Origin of the sequence: Pontibacillus halophilus JSM 076056 = DSM 19796 (genome assembly GCF_000425205.1) — a bacterium.
Classification (GTDB): domain Bacteria; phylum Bacillota; class Bacilli; order Bacillales; family BH030062; genus Pontibacillus_A; species Pontibacillus_A halophilus.
Map to the genome: position 1 here is coordinate 20,925 of NZ_AULI01000011.1, position 17,543 is coordinate 38,467.

Here is a 17,543-nt window from a genome sequence, read left to right on the forward strand (position 1 = left end):
TTAAACTCCTACTGGAATTGAGGTCTCTAAATGACAAACAAGTGCTTCATAATCAACTGCCGCTTTCCCACTGTTCGCTCCAGTATTCGGGACAGCCTGCATACGTTTAAAGTTATCAGATGAGTAGTTGACGATTCCAAGTCCTACTTCTTCGTTATTCGGATCGAGAATGCGGACAACTGCTCCTTTCTCAAATTCGCCTTGGACGCTAAGGATATCGGCTGGGAGGAGATGGTGTTTGGCTTCATGCGCTTCCTTCACAACCATTCTCTCCACAACCACTTCACCTTCTGGTCCTGAGTTGAATGCAATCCACTGCTGCTTCTGATCAAGGTTTGTTGTTTCATTTCGAGCGTGAAAATACGTTCCTGTAGCTACATTGTGAACGGCATCGTAGACAACGTTTGGTTCATTCGCCTTACCTAGGAAGGAATCAATCCCTGAGGCCATAGCCATCTTGAACGCATCTACTTTCGATTTCATCCCGCCAGTACCAACAGCACTGCCTGAACCGCCAGCCACTGCTTCAATATCTGGTGTAATTTCGTGTACATGTTCAATGAGCTTCGCATGTTCGTTCTCAGATGGGTTCGCATCGTACAGTCCATCAATGTCTGATAAGATGAGAAGTTGATCTGCATCGACTAACCCTGCAACTTTGGAAGAGAGGGTATCATTATCTCCAAACTTCAAGAAGTCCATTGTAATCGTGTCGTTCTCATTCACAATTGGAATGATGCCGCGCTCAAGCAAGACGTTAATCGTGTTGCGAGCATTGTTATAGCGATCTTCATCTGAGAAATCACTACGTGTAATGAGAATTTGAGAGCCTACATAGCCGTGAGATAAGAAGAGGTCTGAGTAGGACTCAATTAAGAGCCCTTGACCAATGGAGGCTGCTGCTTGCTTCTCTGGTAAAGAAGTTGGGCGTGTCAGACATCCTAAACGACGGTATCCAGCTGCGACGGCGCCTGAGGATACGAGAAGCACTTCATATCCATCGTCCTTCAGGCGAACGACTTCATCTACGAGCTTCTCAAGCTTTCGACGGCTAATTTCGCCATGCATGCTTGTTAATGAACTGCTTCCAATTTTAATCACGATTCGTTTGCGATTTGTTTGTTGCACGTTGACCATCACTCCTTGATTCTTGATTGTTCCATTGTGTGCTTCAATTTGGATGCGTTTCATTACGTTACGACTGGACGCTCCAGGTCACGGCTCATTTCTCGTGAGCGCTTAGCTGCCCCTTTAACGGCTTCAGCCATGGCCTGGCCACCTCCATGTTCGTCCAAGGCATCTAGACCTGCCGCTGTTGTACCGTTTGGAGAAGTTACCTTTTGTCTTAGTTCTGTTGGAGTGTCGTCTTGGAGAAGCATCATTTTCCCGGCACCCATAATCGTTTGGGCTGCGATGTCTCTTGCAATTTCGCGGTCGAGTCCGCCTTCGACACCAACTTCCTCAAGGTGCTCCATTAAGTTATAGATGTAGGCAGGTCCACTCCCAGCCATTCCTGTAAATACATCCATTTGCGCTTCTTCAATGACATAGGTCTTACCAATGCCTTTCATGAGCGCTTCAGCAAAGTGAAGATTTGTATCAGTGGTAAACGTTCCTGGAGATAAAGCGGTAGACGATTCACGGATCATGCTCGATGTGTTCGGCATGACTCGAATCACCTGTTGTTGTGGTAGTCGTTCTTCCATATAGGATGTTGAAATCCCAGCAAGAACTGACACAAGTAGATGATGAGGTTGTAAATAACTAGAAAGGTCATCCAATACGTAATCAATGTCCTTTGGCTTCATGGCGAGTACAAAGACATCAATTTCGTTGTAAGGTAAAGCTTCCCTATTTATTGCGCGAACGCCATATTTCACTTTCAGTTCTTGTAATCGGTTATGGTTGGTCTTATTGCTTACAATGACTTGGCTTGGTTCTAACGTACCAGATTTCACGATTCCTGATATCATCGCTTCTGCCATCGAACCTGCACCTAGAAATGCAACAGTATGACTCATTGCGTTAATCACTCTCCTGTCTCAATAAACAATTCAGTATTTTCTAAACGTTGATAATCATAACAAACAGAAATTAGAAAACAAGGGCTTTTCAACATGTCATACGGAATTCGCGCAGATAACGACAGAAAGCGGTTACATTTAGAGATAAACGTGTTTCTTCCCTACTCATCAAGCTTAAAACCTACTCACGGATGTATTTGAGGATTTTTCATTTCCTTTTTTATGTAAAGTTGGGGAGGGCAACCGGCCGTTTCCCCACCTACTCCAAAGAAAGCAGGGAATGCCCGCTCCCCCACTAAGAAAACGCATACAGGACAAATGGACCATCTTTCCCCATTTATTCAACATTCAATTGAACCGACATGGAAATAACTGTATGATAACCTTATCCAATACCCGAGCTCGTATAAACTCACAAATAAGGTGTGAGTGTATCTAGTTGGCAACCGTAAATAGCCGAACTACGAGTGAAATGATTCTGTCTAAAGATAGACAGAGTCCTCAATCTGACTTCATTGAGGTAGAATTTCACTCCTACAAGTGACTTCTACCTCTTTTTATTATGTAGAAGGGGCTTTGGAAATCTATTGATTCAAGTAGGAGGTGAATGAAGTGAGTGAAGACTTACCTATTTTACGAGAGGGGCTCTATTTCAACCATGCAGGTGCTGGTCCTATGCTTACCTGTACAGGCAACGAAATCGCGAAAGCATGCATGAAGGAGCAAACTGCCACACGAGCGAATTTACGAAGTCGTTATTATTTCCAAGAGGAGTTAGACGTTTTGAGAGCTGAGGTGGCGAAGCTAATCCATTGTAGTGCTCACGAGATTGCCATCACGACCAACACAACAGAAGGAATCAACATCATCTTGAATGGGATGAATCTACCCCCTGGGTCAGAAATTCTAACGTTACGTGGTGAGCATTTCGGTACGAAAGCTAGCATGACGTCCATTTCGGAACGGAAACAAATACGTATCATTTCATACAGCATCCACGAAGATCACCTCTTTGATGTAGAGGACATCATGACACATATTACGCCCAACACAAAGGTGATTCTAGTCTCACACATTATGTATGAGACAGGTAGAATCATTCCTATACGTGAACTAGTCTCCCTTGCCAAGCGATTAAACATCAAGGTCGTTGTAGATGGAGCGCAAGCTGTCGGCTCTCTTAACGTTGATGTCAAAGCATTAGGTGTAGATGCGTATGTGTTTCCTGCCCATAAATGGCTGTTAGGCCCTGAGGGCATTGGGTTTCTCTACTGCTCTGAAGCATTCGCACCTTCCGTCTCTCCCACCTATGCGAATACATCGACCTATGATTGGAACGACGAAGGGCCATCTCTTGTAAAGGGCGCGAGGAAATTTGAAACAGGAACACGTTATCGACCTCTCATCAAAGGGATGATTCAAGGACTGAAATGGATTCAGGCAAGAGGGATAGCCACAATTCATGATAGAACCTGTATGAATATGTCCCTTATGAAAGAGCTTGTAGGAGAAGCAGGCCTTCCGCTTCTGTCTAACCGCATCCACAACATTGCATCTGTCATCCTTCCTTCCGACCTTTCTTCTAAGTCATTACGTAAAGAATTAGAGACCGAGCAAATCTTTCTCGAGGACGTCCCACGTTACAATGCCATCCGCATATCTGTGAGCTTTCACCATGAGAAACACGAAATGGAAGAACTGGTTCATGCTATTTACAAAAACGTATATCAGGGGGAAACGTATGTCTAATAAAGTTGCTGTTCTATTTACTGGTGGTCGTGATTCTTCTTTAGTTGCTTGTCTTGAGGCATTACAAGGACGAGAGGTTCATTTGTTAACGTGCAACAGCGGCATTGGAATCGGAAGTGAACTCTCTCAAATTCGGGTCGATCAACTTATGGATAAGTTCCCGAACGAAATCAAAGGAAGGACTATACTTCCTACATACGGATTGTTTAGAAGTATTGCGATTGAACATCTGGAAGAGGATTTTAGGCGCTTTGGAATCAACCTCGTATTACTAGGTGACAAATTAGCCATTCATGCAGCAGCAACTGTCTACTGTCTCCAGAACGGGATTACACGAATCGTAGATGGATGTGTAGGCTATCAAGAGGACCTCGCCGAACAGAAAGAAGCATCAATTGAGCTGTTGAAAGACTTTGAACGTCAGTACGGCATAGACTACGAATCTCCAATTTACCATTACGGTTCTCAGGATGACGTCAAGTACGCCTTGCTGACACTTGGTCTCTCATCCAAATCACTTGAAGGTGTATCCATTTTCGGCGATGCCTTCAGCGAGCCGACGAATGAACAAGTAACTGAATACATTACAGGTAAACTCCCTATTTGCGAGAATCACATTGAGTGGATGACCAATACGGCAAGCCTTGTTGAGCGGACCAAGTATGTGTCCCCTAAATTAACTGTATAAGGAGTAAATCTATGATTACTAAAATCGGTGCAGCCATCATAAACGAAGGAAAATTACTTGTCGTGAGCAAGAAAAAACATCCAGATCAATACATGCTACCAGGTGGGAAACCTGAAAATGGAGAAAACGAAATTGGAACGCTTAAGAGGGAATTGTTTGAGGAATTGCAAATAGAGGTGACTTCTCATGAGAAACTAGGAACCTACCGAACTACCTCCATGTTCGATGACGAGGAATTGCACTTAACTGTCTATTTAACTGAGATTGAGGGCCAACCCACGCCATCATCTGAAATTGATGCTTTCCAATGGATTTCCATTGAAGATGAGGAGGCTTGTGCTGATTTTGGTAGCGGCATTCGTCACTTTACCCTGCCTCTATTAAGAGAAAGAATGTCTTCATGATGTCCCGATTAAATCTTGGCACAACTTTTGCTCTATTGGCTGGTGTGACCTACGGAGTTAATTCGATCATTGTGAAACAGGCTCACAATCTAGGAGTGTCAACGTTTGACCTTCTGTTCTACCAATTCTTCTTCGCTACTCTTTACTTTGGCGTAAAGTCCATACAAGCTAGAGCTAAACAAGGGTACGAACGAGAACCCATTTCACTCTTATTCAAGAGTCCCTTTAACTGGATTGCAGCGATCACAGCCGTTTCGACTGGTTTGCTTTATTATTCTTCAATTCAATTAACGGACCCAAGCGTTGCATCACTCGGCCTATTTCAGTACCCTTGGATTTTATTTCTACTCGGCATTTGGCTAGACAAAGAAGCGTTCACAAATAAGAAAGGCCTCTCCATTCTTCTGTTGTGGCTCGGCTCTCTATTGTTGATTGGCAGTTCTCTTTCTTCCCTAAAGGGGCTTGGTCTCCTTTACGGTGTGGCAGCGGGCGCTTCATTTGCCGTCTATTTATTCAGCCTTAAGAAGATCACAGCTCATATCCATACTAAGCTGTTTATTACACTCATCAGTTTGATTGGAGCTCTCTTTGTATGCCTAGTAAACATTGAGCATTTGTCCATTTTCTCCGTAGAAGCACTCACCTTTGGACTTTTGGCAGCGATGCTCGGTCAAATTCTGACCTTTGAGTTGACCATCGCTGCAGCGAAGAAAATCCCATCCGGTATGCTAGGAGTGTTCACATCGACGGAATTACCTGTAGCCATGCTGCTTACGTGGATCATCTGGGGGCCCTTCCCTACATTAGGGAAGCTGTCAGGTTTAACGCTTATGTTCCTGGCAATCGTGTGGATGAACATACAAGACCAACCAATTAAACAACCTGCAAATTCCGACGTCAACCTTCAAACCCATCAATAGGGAGGGACTGTTCAGATGAAACCTTTGCTCCTGTTTGATTTAGATAACACATTGTTTCCGTTTAGACAGTATTGGGAGGAGGCAAACCGAACCACGTTCACTTCCTCCCCCCTTACAAATGGACTTTCATATGATGCGTTCCTTCCTTTATTAAAGATGTTCGATGAAGAACTATGGCCGCTTCATGTAAAGGAAGCAATCACACTAAATGAGTTGCGTGTAGAACGGTTTATACGAACGATGCATGCGTTAGGTCGCTCCGTCAATAAAGAGCAATCTCAGCACTACTTCGAAGCGTTTATGGAGAATTTGCTAAGTAGCATTACAATGGATGAAGAATTACGAGACTTTCTAGACAAACTTCAGCAATCGTATACGCTTGCTATATTAACGAATGGAAAGGAGAAAGAGCAGTGGCGGAAAATCATTCAATTGAACCTCACTAGTGTAATTCCGTTCGAACACATCTTCATCTCTGAAGACATTGGGTATGACAAACCAGACCCACGAGCCTTTCAGCATGTATTAAAGACGTTAAACGTCGAAGCTCGTTCTGCTACCTATATCGGTGACTCGTGGACCCATGATATACAAGGCTCCATCGGGGTAGGCATGAATGCCATTTGGATTACACCGAGACAGGCGTCCTCCATTAACGAAAACTTGCATCTATCTAGAACAATCTACGACATTGAACCGTGTTTATTTCATCTCAATCGTACAACTACGATCACATAGAAAAGAGAGTAGCGATTATCGCTACTCTCTTCTAACTTCCTAATCATTTAATCCTTCGATTGTCATCTCTTCAACTGTCCCCGTACCGTTATCTCGAATTCTTGCTTTCATCTCAACTGAATCTCCCTCTTTCAAGAAGATAGCAAGCGGTGCCTTACTCGTATTAACAGTGTAGATGGTTGTATCTCCATCTAGAAGGAACTGAACAGATTGTCTTGCTTCTGTTGACGTAACAAGGACACGGCTAATGGTACCGTTCTTCTCTGTTAGTTCGGTGCCTTCACTTCCTTCTACGTTACTCGGGTCTTGCGCTAAGGCGAGGCGATACGCGTTCAACGTTTGCTTCGCAGTTTCACCGAATACGACAAAGTCAGAGTCAGAAGCTTTAATATAGGCATATTGCTTAAATAGACCATTCGGGTCAAGTACGTTCACAATCCATGTAGGATGTCCATCGACGTTATAAAGGACTGGCATCGAACCGGTCCAGTTCTTCTCTGGATACTCCTTATTGACGATTTGCTTCGCCCCTTTACTATCCATAATGCCATTGTTCTGCTTTCCATTGTAGTACGTTAACTCACCTGTTCTAGCATTGATGAGCGTGTAGCCAAGTGCAGAATCAATGTTCTCTTTCGGTGAGGCCATGTCAGTAAAGTAGAACATCTCGCCTGCTTCATTAAAGATTGGTGTAACAGAGCTTTCCGTACCCGATTCGTTCGGGATCTTCACATCTTTCTTACCAAAGATGGAGTTTAGCCATCCGTTTACGTATTGACCAAAGTAATTGTTCTCTGTAGCAGCGAGCTCTGAACTTACAGAACCTTCGATAAAGTCTGGTGCTTCGCCTGATTCATACGATTTCACATCCCCATTCTCTGGGTCTACTACTGCCACTTTGATGTTCTGAAGGTCTGGTTGATTGGAGAAAGGCAATGGTTTGTAAATGGTCTGTACATACCAAGGCTTTCCGTCGTCGTCCAATTCGATTTGGGCGTCGCCACTCTGAATATGATCAGGGTGAGCTGCGTACACAACTCGTTTTACGTTCTGGTTAAAGTAGCTTGAGTTTGTATAGCGCATTTTACTTTCAATGAAATCTGGCTGAGCGTTAATGTTTGTTGCTGGGATAGAGAAATACCCCTCCGTCTCTCCCCCGCGTAAATAACGCCAGAAGTTAGCAAATTCAACAGGTGCGACATACACAATTTCTCCATCTACTCGCTGAGCCTGTAATTTCCCTAGGTCATAGAATTGTGTGTTTGGCACAACACTCATGGCCTTTTGAACTTTGTTACGAGCCGATTCAGGCGCAACGGATATTGGTGTGTTCTCTTCATTTAATGGCTTCGCTTCTTCTTCCTCCTGTTTTGGAATGGAATCATAGGAGTCGCCTAAAGCGAAGAAGTTGTACACAAACATCCCTACAAATGAAAGCGCGACAAGAATGATTAACACTCCCGTCAATGAGCGGTGTAGGGTCTGGTACTGAACATTAATTCGAGAACCTACATAGAGAAGTGGCGTTAATAACAGAGCCACAACGGTATTTAGTAGAAGTAGGTTCGGCATCGTCATGACAGGCATGAACACATACACAATGACGAACATTAAGATAAGTCCGATAATCAATAAAGTTAATGAATTTTGAATCAGCGCTTTACGTCGTAACGCATTTTTCATAATGGCAACTACGGCCAATACGGCAAATAAGACGAACGATAGCGCTGCTGTCGTAAGCATTCCTAGCATAGTCTACTCTCCTCTTTTCTTAGATCGTATATAAGGGTACGGATGAACCACCGTCTTGGTTTCATTCTACACAAAAAAAGAGAACCTAAGTCCTCTCACTACTTTAGTGATTCATTATAGCTTTAAAGAATTGAAGCAAGAATTAGAGAAAAAGAGCTTAGAAAGGCAAGCGTCGCATTCCCTTTCGATTTCTTTCTAATTAGACCAAATCCAATACAGCCAAAGACGACTGAGCTAAGCAAAAATATAACAGGTTGCGAAAGTTGAACAGAAGGGAACGCAAGATGAGCCGTAAAAATCGCAAGAATGATTACGATGACAGGAAACTCCACGGACCGGACGATACGAAAACCCCTTTTCCTTAATGAGACATGGATGAAGACTTTAATTATTTCAATAAATCCAAATATTCACAACCCTAATGCGAGAACTTCTCGTTTTTTTATAGAAGGTTGCTCTCGTTCTTCTTCATGCTTACAATGAGATACTATACAGCATATAAAGAGAGGTAAACACCATGGACACAAGAAACCAACAGTTCCTAGAACAATGGGAAACCCAACGCCAGCAAGGCAAAGGGCGTTTCATACTAAAGCGTGGCGTATTCGGATTCGGCTTATTGATTCCCTTTCTTCTAACAGCAAGTACACTCATCCAGTACGGCTTACAAGTAGATGAATTCTTAGCTAGTGGGGAATTAGGAGAAGCATTGATTAATTTCGTGCTGTATCCCTTTATAGGCGGTCCGCTATTTGGCTGGGCGCTGTGGCGTTACAATGAGAAGCGTTACGTTCAATTAAAGAATGATGAGAAGAGATAGGACACGCTCCTAATCTCCTTTGTCCCATTTCTTGACAACCTCCAAAATTTCACATTGCAAAAATCATGATAAACATGTAAATTAGGCAGGTATGTGTAAAAGGAGGAAACAACATGAATCAATCACAAACTGTGCAGCGTGTGCAAATGGCTTCCGCTGACCCATCCGCTCTTGGTCTATTTGGACTTGCGATGGTGACACTTGTCGCTTCTTCAGCAAAGCTTGGATGGACAGAAGGCGTTTCATTCGTTCTGCCTTGGGCGATTTTCCTTGGAGGAATTGCTCAATTGATTGCGAGTATACTAGATGCAAAGCATAGCAACACGTTCGGCACAACTGCCTTTGCAGCATTCGGACTGTTCTGGTTCGGTGTCGGAATGTCTTGGCTTATTGATTTCGGTGTATTTGGAGAAGCAGCTGCCGCAGCGGTAGATCCAAAACAGCTTGGAATCGCATATGTTGGATACTTAATCTTCAGCCTATTTATGACGGTTGCAGCGATGGAGACACATAAAGTACTCTTTACGATTTTCGTATTTATTGATTTCCTATTTATCGGATTGTCTCTTTCCACACTAGGTGTAGCTCCAGAAGCCACTCACCTATTGGCTGCCGTTGCTGAATTCTGTATTGCCATCTTAAGTTTCTACGGTGCTGCTGCGAGTGTGATGAACACACACTTCGGGAAAGTAACACTTCCAGTCGGCAAACCATTCGGGATTTTCACATCCTAATCAGGTGCGATGAAGCGGAATACGCTTCATCGCATTTTTTGTATTGTCGACAGATACACGTACAAAATCTATTCAAGTCATGGCGAATTTAACGGGTATGTGAGTCTGACTTATTATCTAAATCACTACTCACTGCATTCCCTGAAGGATCGCCCTTATAGCTATACACCCCTATACCCATACCCCCTATTAGATTGATTGCTGAGGTATACGATAACGGCCTTATTTTTGATAACCTTCATATCTTGTTATTAAGAGCAACATGCTACAACCTTGTCCATTTCCTCTTCATCCACCCAAATTTCATCATCTCGAATTTCATAGTTGATCGATGCTTCATCTAAGCGTTGAATTTGATTTTCTGTTGTATCCGTCCAATAGGTATATGTGTCTCCACCACTACAAGCCGAACATGCCATAAGTGAAGCAAATGTAACGAACAACACTTTCCTCATCATCCACCCCCTATGCTACTAAAATGACTCTATAAGAACACCAATCTGTTACCAGAGTGTAAAATAGGCTTTATCCAGTAGACTTAATGTGTCTTTGTTTCTATACATAGACTTAAACCGCTTCTTCACTCCTAGCATTGTCACCTGATTGTTGATGACTGTGAATCACTCCACCACAGAAGGAGGAATACACTGCTGTCGAGAAGAAGTTAAACGATTCAAGCGTTTCACATGGGTCGCATAAATGTCTTCCCCATTGAAAAGACGAAATCCCGTGACTCTTATACCGAAAAGGAGGAATATAATGGAACAAACATTGATTGGAGCAGACGACACCTGGCTATTGTGGGCGTTCTTGGCAGGCTGGGCCGCCATTAGTATTTATTTGGAACAGAAGTACGCGTGGGCTTCTAAGGTAACTGGTGCTATTATCGCGTTGGTAGGGGCACTCATCCTTGCTAATTTAAGAGTTATCCCAACAGATGCTCCTGCCTATGACGCTGTGTGGACCTATGTCATTCCACTTGCGATTCCGCTACTCTTGTTCCAGGCAAACTTAAAGAAAGTACTGAATGAAAGTGGACGAATGTTATTCATCTTTCTTATAAGCGCTACGGGAACCGTAGTGGGTGCTTACATTGCCTTCTTTCTATTAAAGGATGCGATTCCTAATCTCGCCATTATCGGAGCTATGGAGACCGGTTCATACATTGGAGGCGGGGTGAACTTTGCCGCCCTCTCTGGTAAGTTCAATCCACCGGGGGAGCTTGCTGCCTCTGCTATTGTCGCGGATAACTTGCTTATGGCCTTGTATTTCTTCGTGCTCATCCTAATGCCGACCCTCGCCTTCTTCAGGAAGAAATTTAGAACGCCTTACATAGATGAACGAGAACGTGAAGGGAAGAGGAACGAAAACACCGCTTCGGATTATTGGAAGCGAAACGATATTTCCTTAAAGGACATTGCCCTCGCAAGCGGAAGTGCCTTCGCCCTTGTAGCGTTGTCCTTTAAGCTAGCTGAATGGTTGGATGAAATCATTCCGTCTGGAGAGAACGCTTCCTTCATTCTAAACCTAGTTAATGGATTATTCGGGGATGGCTATCTGATGCTGACTACCATTACCGTCATTGCCGTCACCGTATTCAGTCGTTTCTTTGAAAGCATTCACGGAGCACAAGAACTCGGAACGTACCTCATCTACATTTTCTTCGTTGTAATTGGGGTTCCTGCTTCCATACCGCTACTTATCAACAATGCACCACTCTTAGTCGTGTTCGTTGGAATTATCGTGCTCTTCAACATGCTCATCACGTTCGGCGTAGGTCGTCTGTTCAACTTTAGCCTTGAGGAGATGATTGTCGCGAGTAATGCGAACGTTGGCGGCCCTACAACCGCTGCCGCATTTGCCATTGCGAAAGGTTGGACGAAGCTAATCGTACCCATTATGCTCGTCGGAACACTTGGCTACATTATAGGGAACTATATTGGAAGTATGATGTACTATGTATTTATGAATATGTAAAGAAAAGAGCGCTCCCGATGCGGTGGGCGCTCCTTCTAATTCCCCTATCTCTCTTCGATGACCACTCCCCTTTTCGCCATTTCTTCCATATAAAGATCCCCCGGAACAATCTGCTCTGGTGGGTACACCCCACGTGTTCCAATACGTCCATCACCAATCATCTGAGCCACGACAGATATTGTATTCGCAGTCGCTCTTGCCATTGCCGTAACATTGTGCTCTTGGTCCTTAAATGTGGTCATTTCATAGGTATTGGTTTTGTAAGCGCCATCCTTTTTGCCACTTACCTCCACGCGCAGCAGCACCACATCGTCTTTCTCACCTAAATCCACAATTGGCTCGAGCACTTTCAACATGACTTCCCTCGGATTGACTCGCTTCCCTCGAACGTCAACCTCATAGTCTGTTCGGGTTAAATTCAAGTCAACAAGTAGCTTGAATTTCTCTGCGTGGCCAGGGTAACGAATCGTCTTATATTCAAGTGTCTTTAGGTGTGGGTAGGAGTAAGACAAAGTCGATGTCCCTCCTGCCGTATGAAATGCTTCAAGCGGGCCAAAGCGCTCAAAGTGCAAGGTTTCAACCTCGGATAAAGAAGGGATCTCCTGCTTAATCCAGTTCCGTATAATGAGAGAAGGGTCTGTGTAATGATCAAATACCCCTTCCATTGAGAAGACGTGATTGTACTCAAGTGGTGGTTCAGGTCGAACAGGAATCCCACCTACATAGAGCCTAATTTCTTCCACGCTACTAAGCTGGCTCACCCCATACCCAGAAAGAATATTAATCATACCAGGCGCAACACCGAGATCTGGAATGAGGGTCACTCCGGCTTTATAAGCCGCATCATGAAGTTCAAGGACCCGGTCAGTTGCATGACCAATATGACCACCTAAGTCCACCGAATGAACCCCCACCTCCACCGCCTTCTTAGCAACGGTTTCATTAAATGTATAAAAGAGAGCGTTGATGACCACATCGTGCTTGCTCATTGCTTCAGATAGCATGATGTCATCACTTGCATCTACACGCATCGGAGTCAACTTCTCACTAGTTAAGGACTGACAGACAGACGCGGCCCGCTCAAAATCCAAGTCTGCAAGCGTGACCCGATCTACCCCGGACGACTGAACCAAATCTCGAGCTGCTTCCTTTCCCATCAACCCACTACCTAGCACCAACACCTTCATCATGGACTTCCCCCTTCGTCGGTCTATTCTTCTGTGTCAATTTGTGCACGCTGGAGTTTACCGCTGTAATCGATATACACACTCTTCCACTCTGTGAACACATCAAGGGCTGCTAGACCTGAGTCGCGATGACCGTTTCCTGTTCCCTTCGTCCCTCCAAATGGCAAGTGAATTTCCGCGCCCGTTGTTCCTGCATTGACGTACACGATGCCTGTGTCGAGGTCACGCTGCGCTTGGAACACACGGTTCACATCCTTTGTAAAGATGGAGCTTGATAACCCAAAGCTCACGCTATTGTTCACCTCAACCGCTTCAGCCAAGCTCTTCACCGAAATAAGTGACACAACAGGTCCGAATATTTCTTCCTGTGCAATGCGCATATCCTTTGTAGCATCTGTAAACAGGGTCGGTGCGAAATAGTACCCGCCAGTAAAGCCTTCCCCTTCTAAGACATGGCCTCCAGCCAGTAGCCTAGCCCCGTCTTGTTTCGCTACATCCATATATTCTTCAATCTTCATCAAGGACTTCTCGTTGATGATGGGACCTACTTTGATTCCTTCATCTAAACCATTTCCAATAGACAGAGTCTCCATTTGCTGAAGCAGTCGATTCTCTAGCTCTTCTTTTACATTCTCATGAACAATGACCCGACTACATGCAGTACACCGCTGGCCGCTTGTGCCAAATGCACTCCATAAGATTCCCTCAACAGCAAGGTCAAGGTCCGCATCCTCAAGCACAATGACCGCGTTCTTTCCTCCCATTTCGAGTGATACTTTCTTTAACTGCTCCCCACATTTACTCGCAATAGTTCTACCCGTGTCGTTTGATCCTGTAAAGGAAATGACACGAATGTCTGGATGTTCGACCAGGCTTGTGCCCACCTCAGAACCTGAACCGAATACAACATTTAGCACCCCACTCGGTAACCCCGCTTCTTCCATAATCTTCACCAGTTCAAAAGCCATAAGAGGTGTTTCAGTAGCTGGCTTCCATACAACAGCATTCCCAGCTACAATGGCCGGGAACGACTTCCATGTAGCAATCGCAATTGGGAAATTCCAAGGTGTAATGATTCCTACAACCCCGACGGGTGCACGTACACTCATCGCAAATTTATCCTTTAACTCAGACGGCGTTGTCTGACCGAATAACCGACGGCCTTCACCAGCCATATAATACGCCATATCAATTCCTTCTTGTACTTCCCCTCTTGCCTCTTCAATGACTTTCCCATTCTCCATTGTTAACAATTGGGACAACGTTTCCTTTCGTTCTTTCATCAAGCTTCCAACTCTGTATAACACTTCAGCACGCTGTGGTGCCGGGACTAACGCCCACTGTTTCTGAGCAGCCACAGCTGCCTCAACGGCATAATCCACCTCTTTCCAAGTAGATAACGGAACTTCCGTTAATTTCTCTCCATTCGCAGGATTTCTAACGACTGTGTACGACTCACTACGATGCCATTCTCCATTAACAAAGTTTGCCAGTTTTTCAACAGGTTTTACGCTCATTCTCCCGGTTCCCCCTTTTCATTCCTTAAACGTTGAACAGCTGCTTCCTTTAACTCCGTTAGTGTCCTTGTGACCGTGATTTGCTCTTTGTTCATCGGAATTTCGATTACAGTTGGTTGATTCTGATACATCGCTTTACTTAAGGCATATTTCAGTTCGTCCACACTATGCACATAGATTCCATTTGCCCCTAAACTTCTTGCCAGCGCATCAAAACGAACGTACGATAAATCTGTCGCGGTCACGCGTGTTGGGAAATGAATCTCTTGGTGCATGCGAATCGTTCCGTACATGGCATTGTTGAATACGAGGGCTATGATTGGAATGTTATATCTAACCGCTGTTTCAATCTCCTGACACGTCATCATAAAGCCACCATCTCCTGACAAGGAGACAACGGTTCGTTCTGGATAAGCATATTTCGCCCCAATGGCTGCTGGCATCCCGTACCCCATCGCACCAGAAGTGGGTCCGACGTACGTATTCTTCTTCGTGAAAGGATAATAACGATGAAGCCACCCTGCAAAGTTACCTGCATCATTCGTAATGACGGCATCCTTTGGCAAGACATCAATCAGGGCTTGTATCACATGTTCATTCTTAAATCCCGGCGGGTCCTTCAGCTTCGTTGTACGTTCATAAGCAAGTCTTGATCGATAGGCCCAGTTGTGCCAATTCGGAAGAGCTCCTAGTGTACAGAAACAACGTAGCGCTTCTTTCGCATCTGCTTGAATGCCGACAGTCGGTGCATACACCTTCCCAATAGAATCGTCGCAAATGTCGACATGTACGAGCGAATGATGCGGGTGTATCAATGTATAGTCCTGCGTTGTCACTTCCGAGAGACGAGTCCCAATCGCGAGGATAGTGTCCGCTTCTTCTACAATGTCCAGTAACTCTTTCGGCGTACCAAGACCTAAATGCCCTACATAAAATGGATGGTCATTCGGAAATACATCGTGCCTTCGAAAGGCACTCATAACTGGAATACGAGCAAGATCAACAAATCGGAGCAGCTCATTCTCAGCTTCCGACCGCTTGATTCCTCCTCCTGCTAGGATGAGTGGGCGTTCAGCCTTTGATAGAATTTCCTCGATTCTTCGCGACTCCTCCTTTGATGGAGCAGGAGTAGCCTTTAGGTGGGAAGGTCCATAAGACATCTCTCTTTCGACTTTCAACATATTCTCTGGAAGAGAGACGACAACAGGGCCAGGACGACCAGACTGTGCAATCCGAAATGCCCGTTGCAACAGTTCAGGCACCCGTTCTGCGTCTGTGATTTCTACCACCCACTTTGAAATAGGACCGAAGAACGCCTCCATATCAACCTCCTGGAACCCTTCACGTCCAAGAAACTTTGAATCGACTTGACCAAGTAGTAGGATCATAGGCGTTGAATCCTGAAAGGCAGTGTGAACTCCAATCGTTGCGTTTGCCCCTCCCACTCCTCGAGTAGCCATAACGACACTTGCTCGATTCGTACATTTCCCATACGCTTCTGCAATAAAGGCAACACCGCCCTCTTGCCGTCCTGAGACCACTTCAATCTCAGAGTCAATCAACTCATCAAGAACAGGAAGATAACTCTCACCAGGTACACAGAACACATGGCGAACCCCTTCCCGTTTAAATACCTCTACGATGGCCGCGGCACCTGATTGCCTCCTCCGCTCACTCATCGCTCCATCTCCTTTACTACCTTTTCCATTCGAGAGAACGCTTCCGTCAATCGGTCTATGGAAGTCGAGAGCGAGATTCGGAAATATCCTCGCCCTTCTGTTCCGAACGCTTCACCAGGCGTCACGACAACACCTGCCTCAAGTAACCGCTCTGAGAATTCTCTAGAAGTAGCTCCATCCGGTACGGGTGCCCAAATAAAAAACGTCCCTTTAGGGCAAGGTGCATCTATGTGAATACGCCTTAACTGCTCGACAGCATAATCTCTACGCTCTTTATAAATCTCACATTGTTCACGAACGGCGCTAAAATCACTTCTTAACGCTTCAGCCGCTGCAAATTGAATCGGTAAGAACTGACTTGTATCAATGTTACTCTTGACTGTCGCAATCGCCTTGATGACCTCTTCATTGCCCACCACATATCCGATACGCCAGCCCGCCATATTAAACGTTTTCGACAACGAACCAAATTCGACAGCAATCTCCTTCGCCCCATCCACTTGAAGAATGCTTGGAGCTTGATATCCATCGTAAGTAAGGGACCCATATGCAGCATCGTGGGCAAGAATCACATCATGCTGCTTGCACAACGTAACCGCTTCCAAGAACACTTCTATATCTATCGTTGCTCCTGTCGGATTTCCCGGGTAATTTAAGACCATCATTTTCGCATTTTCAAAGTCTTTCTCTCGAATGGCCTCATAATTTGGCGATGCATGGGCGGGTGCAAGTAAAGGTAAATCGACAACCTCTCCGCCTGCCAAGTGTACAGCTGACCGATATACAGGGTATCCAGGATTAGGAATCAAAGTCACATCCCCAGGGTCTAACCACGCGGTCATCATCGAAGCTATCCCTTCTTTAGAACCAATTAACGTCAACACTTCCCGCTTTGGGTCGAGGGTTACGTCATATGTGCGCTTATAATAGCTCGCAACTGCCTCCCTAAATTCATCACAGCCAGTGTAGGGGGAATAACGATGTTGTTCTGGCTGCCTTAATTCACTAACCAATCTATCTACAATAAAGTCAGGGGGAGGAAGGTCAGGCGCACCTATGCCTAAGTCGATCACATCAATCCCCTTGGCCTCAAGCGCCTTCCTTCTCTCATGGAAAATGGAAAACAGATAGGGAGGTAAGCTTTGAACTCGCATTGAACTTCGCTTCATTCCCATTCCTCCTTAAACACCTTAACAATTCAATTTATGATACCGACTGCTCGTCTATGCCAGTTCAGATAGGAATGCTTCGGACGTCCTAGAGAAGTCAGCGTAAAAATGCATGGAACCACTACGACAAATACCCTTTCCAATCGACAGACGTTGAATAAACTAGAACGAAGGAGGTGAAAGCT

At 44.9% G+C, this 17,543-nt stretch carries 16 protein-coding genes and 1 riboswitch; of the genes, 8 read left to right on the forward strand and 8 right to left on the reverse strand.

What is annotated here, in order from left to right; genetic code table 11:
- The gene (gene proB, locus H513_RS0111560) at positions 1 to 1,137 is read right to left on the reverse strand and encodes a glutamate 5-kinase (RefSeq protein ID WP_036770179.1); all 1,137 of its coding nucleotides are present in this window, start codon (positions 1,135 to 1,137) and stop codon (positions 1 to 3) included.
- A 53-nt stretch (positions 1,138 to 1,190) separates the two neighbouring features.
- On the reverse strand, positions 1,191 to 2,021 hold the full coding sequence (gene proC, locus H513_RS0111565) for a pyrroline-5-carboxylate reductase (RefSeq protein ID WP_036770122.1): 831 nt from the start codon (positions 2,019 to 2,021) through the stop codon (positions 1,191 to 1,193).
- A 385-nt stretch (positions 2,022 to 2,406) separates the two neighbouring features.
- Positions 2,407 to 2,508: riboswitch (purine riboswitch) on the forward strand.
- A gap of 128 nt (positions 2,509 to 2,636) precedes the next feature.
- Here proC and H513_RS0111570 point away from each other — a divergent pair.
- The 5 genes from H513_RS0111570 to H513_RS20125 are packed head-to-tail and all read left to right on the forward strand — an operon-like array spanning position 2,637 to position 6,523.
- Positions 2,637 to 3,773 (forward strand): aminotransferase class V-fold PLP-dependent enzyme, encoded by a 1,137-nt coding sequence (locus H513_RS0111570; protein ID WP_026800902.1) that lies wholly within the window; start codon positions 2,637 to 2,639, stop codon positions 3,771 to 3,773.
- Positions 3,766 to 4,461: a hypothetical protein gene (locus H513_RS0111575; protein WP_026800903.1), complete on the forward strand. Its 696-nt coding sequence runs from the start codon at positions 3,766 to 3,768 to the stop codon at positions 4,459 to 4,461. Before H513_RS0111570 ends, H513_RS0111575 begins: the two co-directional genes overlap by 8 nt.
- Positions 4,462 to 4,472: 11 nt before the next feature.
- Positions 4,473 to 4,865, forward strand: coding sequence for an NUDIX hydrolase (locus H513_RS0111580; protein WP_026800904.1), 393 nt, complete (start codon positions 4,473 to 4,475; stop codon positions 4,863 to 4,865).
- Complete coding sequence (locus tag H513_RS20120; protein ID WP_036770176.1) at positions 4,865 to 5,785, forward strand: DMT family transporter; 921 nt, start codon at positions 4,865 to 4,867, stop codon at positions 5,783 to 5,785. Before H513_RS0111580 ends, H513_RS20120 begins: the two co-directional genes overlap by 1 nt.
- 15 nt (positions 5,786 to 5,800) lie before the next feature.
- Positions 5,801 to 6,523: an HAD family hydrolase gene (locus tag H513_RS20125; RefSeq protein WP_051239927.1), complete on the forward strand. Its 723-nt coding sequence runs from the start codon at positions 5,801 to 5,803 to the stop codon at positions 6,521 to 6,523.
- Positions 6,524 to 6,562: 39 nt separating this feature from the next.
- Here the strand turns inward: H513_RS20125 and H513_RS0111595 are convergent, their stop codons facing one another.
- Positions 6,563 to 8,275, reverse strand: coding sequence for a hypothetical protein (locus H513_RS0111595; protein ID WP_026800905.1), 1,713 nt, complete (start codon positions 8,273 to 8,275; stop codon positions 6,563 to 6,565).
- A 517-nt stretch (positions 8,276 to 8,792) separates the two neighbouring features.
- Here H513_RS0111595 and H513_RS0111605 point away from each other — a divergent pair.
- Together H513_RS0111605 and H513_RS0111610 are read left to right on the forward strand one after the other, a co-directional pair.
- On the forward strand, positions 8,793 to 9,095 hold the full coding sequence (locus H513_RS0111605; protein ID WP_026800907.1) for a hypothetical protein: 303 nt from the start codon (positions 8,793 to 8,795) through the stop codon (positions 9,093 to 9,095).
- A gap of 113 nt (positions 9,096 to 9,208) precedes the next feature.
- On the forward strand, positions 9,209 to 9,829 hold the full coding sequence (locus H513_RS0111610; RefSeq protein ID WP_026800908.1) for an acetate uptake transporter: 621 nt from the start codon (positions 9,209 to 9,211) through the stop codon (positions 9,827 to 9,829).
- Positions 9,830 to 10,080: 251 nt separating this feature from the next.
- Here H513_RS0111610 and H513_RS0111615 read toward each other — a convergent pair whose 3' ends face one another.
- Positions 10,081 to 10,284, reverse strand: a complete 204-nt coding sequence (locus tag H513_RS0111615; protein ID WP_026800909.1) for a hypothetical protein — start codon at positions 10,282 to 10,284, stop codon at positions 10,081 to 10,083.
- A gap of 304 nt (positions 10,285 to 10,588) precedes the next feature.
- Between H513_RS0111615 and H513_RS0111620 the strand changes: the two genes are divergently transcribed.
- Entirely contained in the window at positions 10,589 to 11,806 is a 1,218-nt protein-coding gene (locus tag H513_RS0111620) for a DUF819 family protein (protein WP_026800910.1), read from the forward strand.
- Positions 11,807 to 11,850: 44 nt separating this feature from the next.
- Here H513_RS0111620 and H513_RS0111625 read toward each other — a convergent pair whose 3' ends face one another.
- The 4 genes from H513_RS0111625 to H513_RS0111640 are packed head-to-tail and all read right to left on the reverse strand — an operon-like array spanning position 11,851 to position 17,358.
- Positions 11,851 to 12,993 (reverse strand): saccharopine dehydrogenase family protein, encoded by a 1,143-nt coding sequence (locus tag H513_RS0111625; protein WP_026800911.1) that lies wholly within the window; start codon positions 12,991 to 12,993, stop codon positions 11,851 to 11,853.
- Between the two features lie 23 nt (positions 12,994 to 13,016).
- A complete protein-coding gene (locus tag H513_RS0111630) occupies positions 13,017 to 14,510 on the reverse strand; it encodes an aldehyde dehydrogenase family protein (RefSeq protein WP_026800912.1) in 1,494 nt (497 codons plus the stop codon).
- Positions 14,507 to 16,189, reverse strand: coding sequence for a thiamine pyrophosphate-dependent enzyme (locus H513_RS20130; protein ID WP_051239929.1), 1,683 nt, complete (start codon positions 16,187 to 16,189; stop codon positions 14,507 to 14,509). Before H513_RS20130 ends, H513_RS0111630 begins: the two co-directional genes overlap by 4 nt.
- Complete coding sequence (locus H513_RS0111640; protein WP_026800913.1) at positions 16,186 to 17,358, reverse strand: aminotransferase class I/II-fold pyridoxal phosphate-dependent enzyme; 1,173 nt, start codon at positions 17,356 to 17,358, stop codon at positions 16,186 to 16,188. Before H513_RS0111640 ends, H513_RS20130 begins: the two co-directional genes overlap by 4 nt.
- Between the last annotated feature and the right edge of the window lie 185 nt (positions 17,359 to 17,543).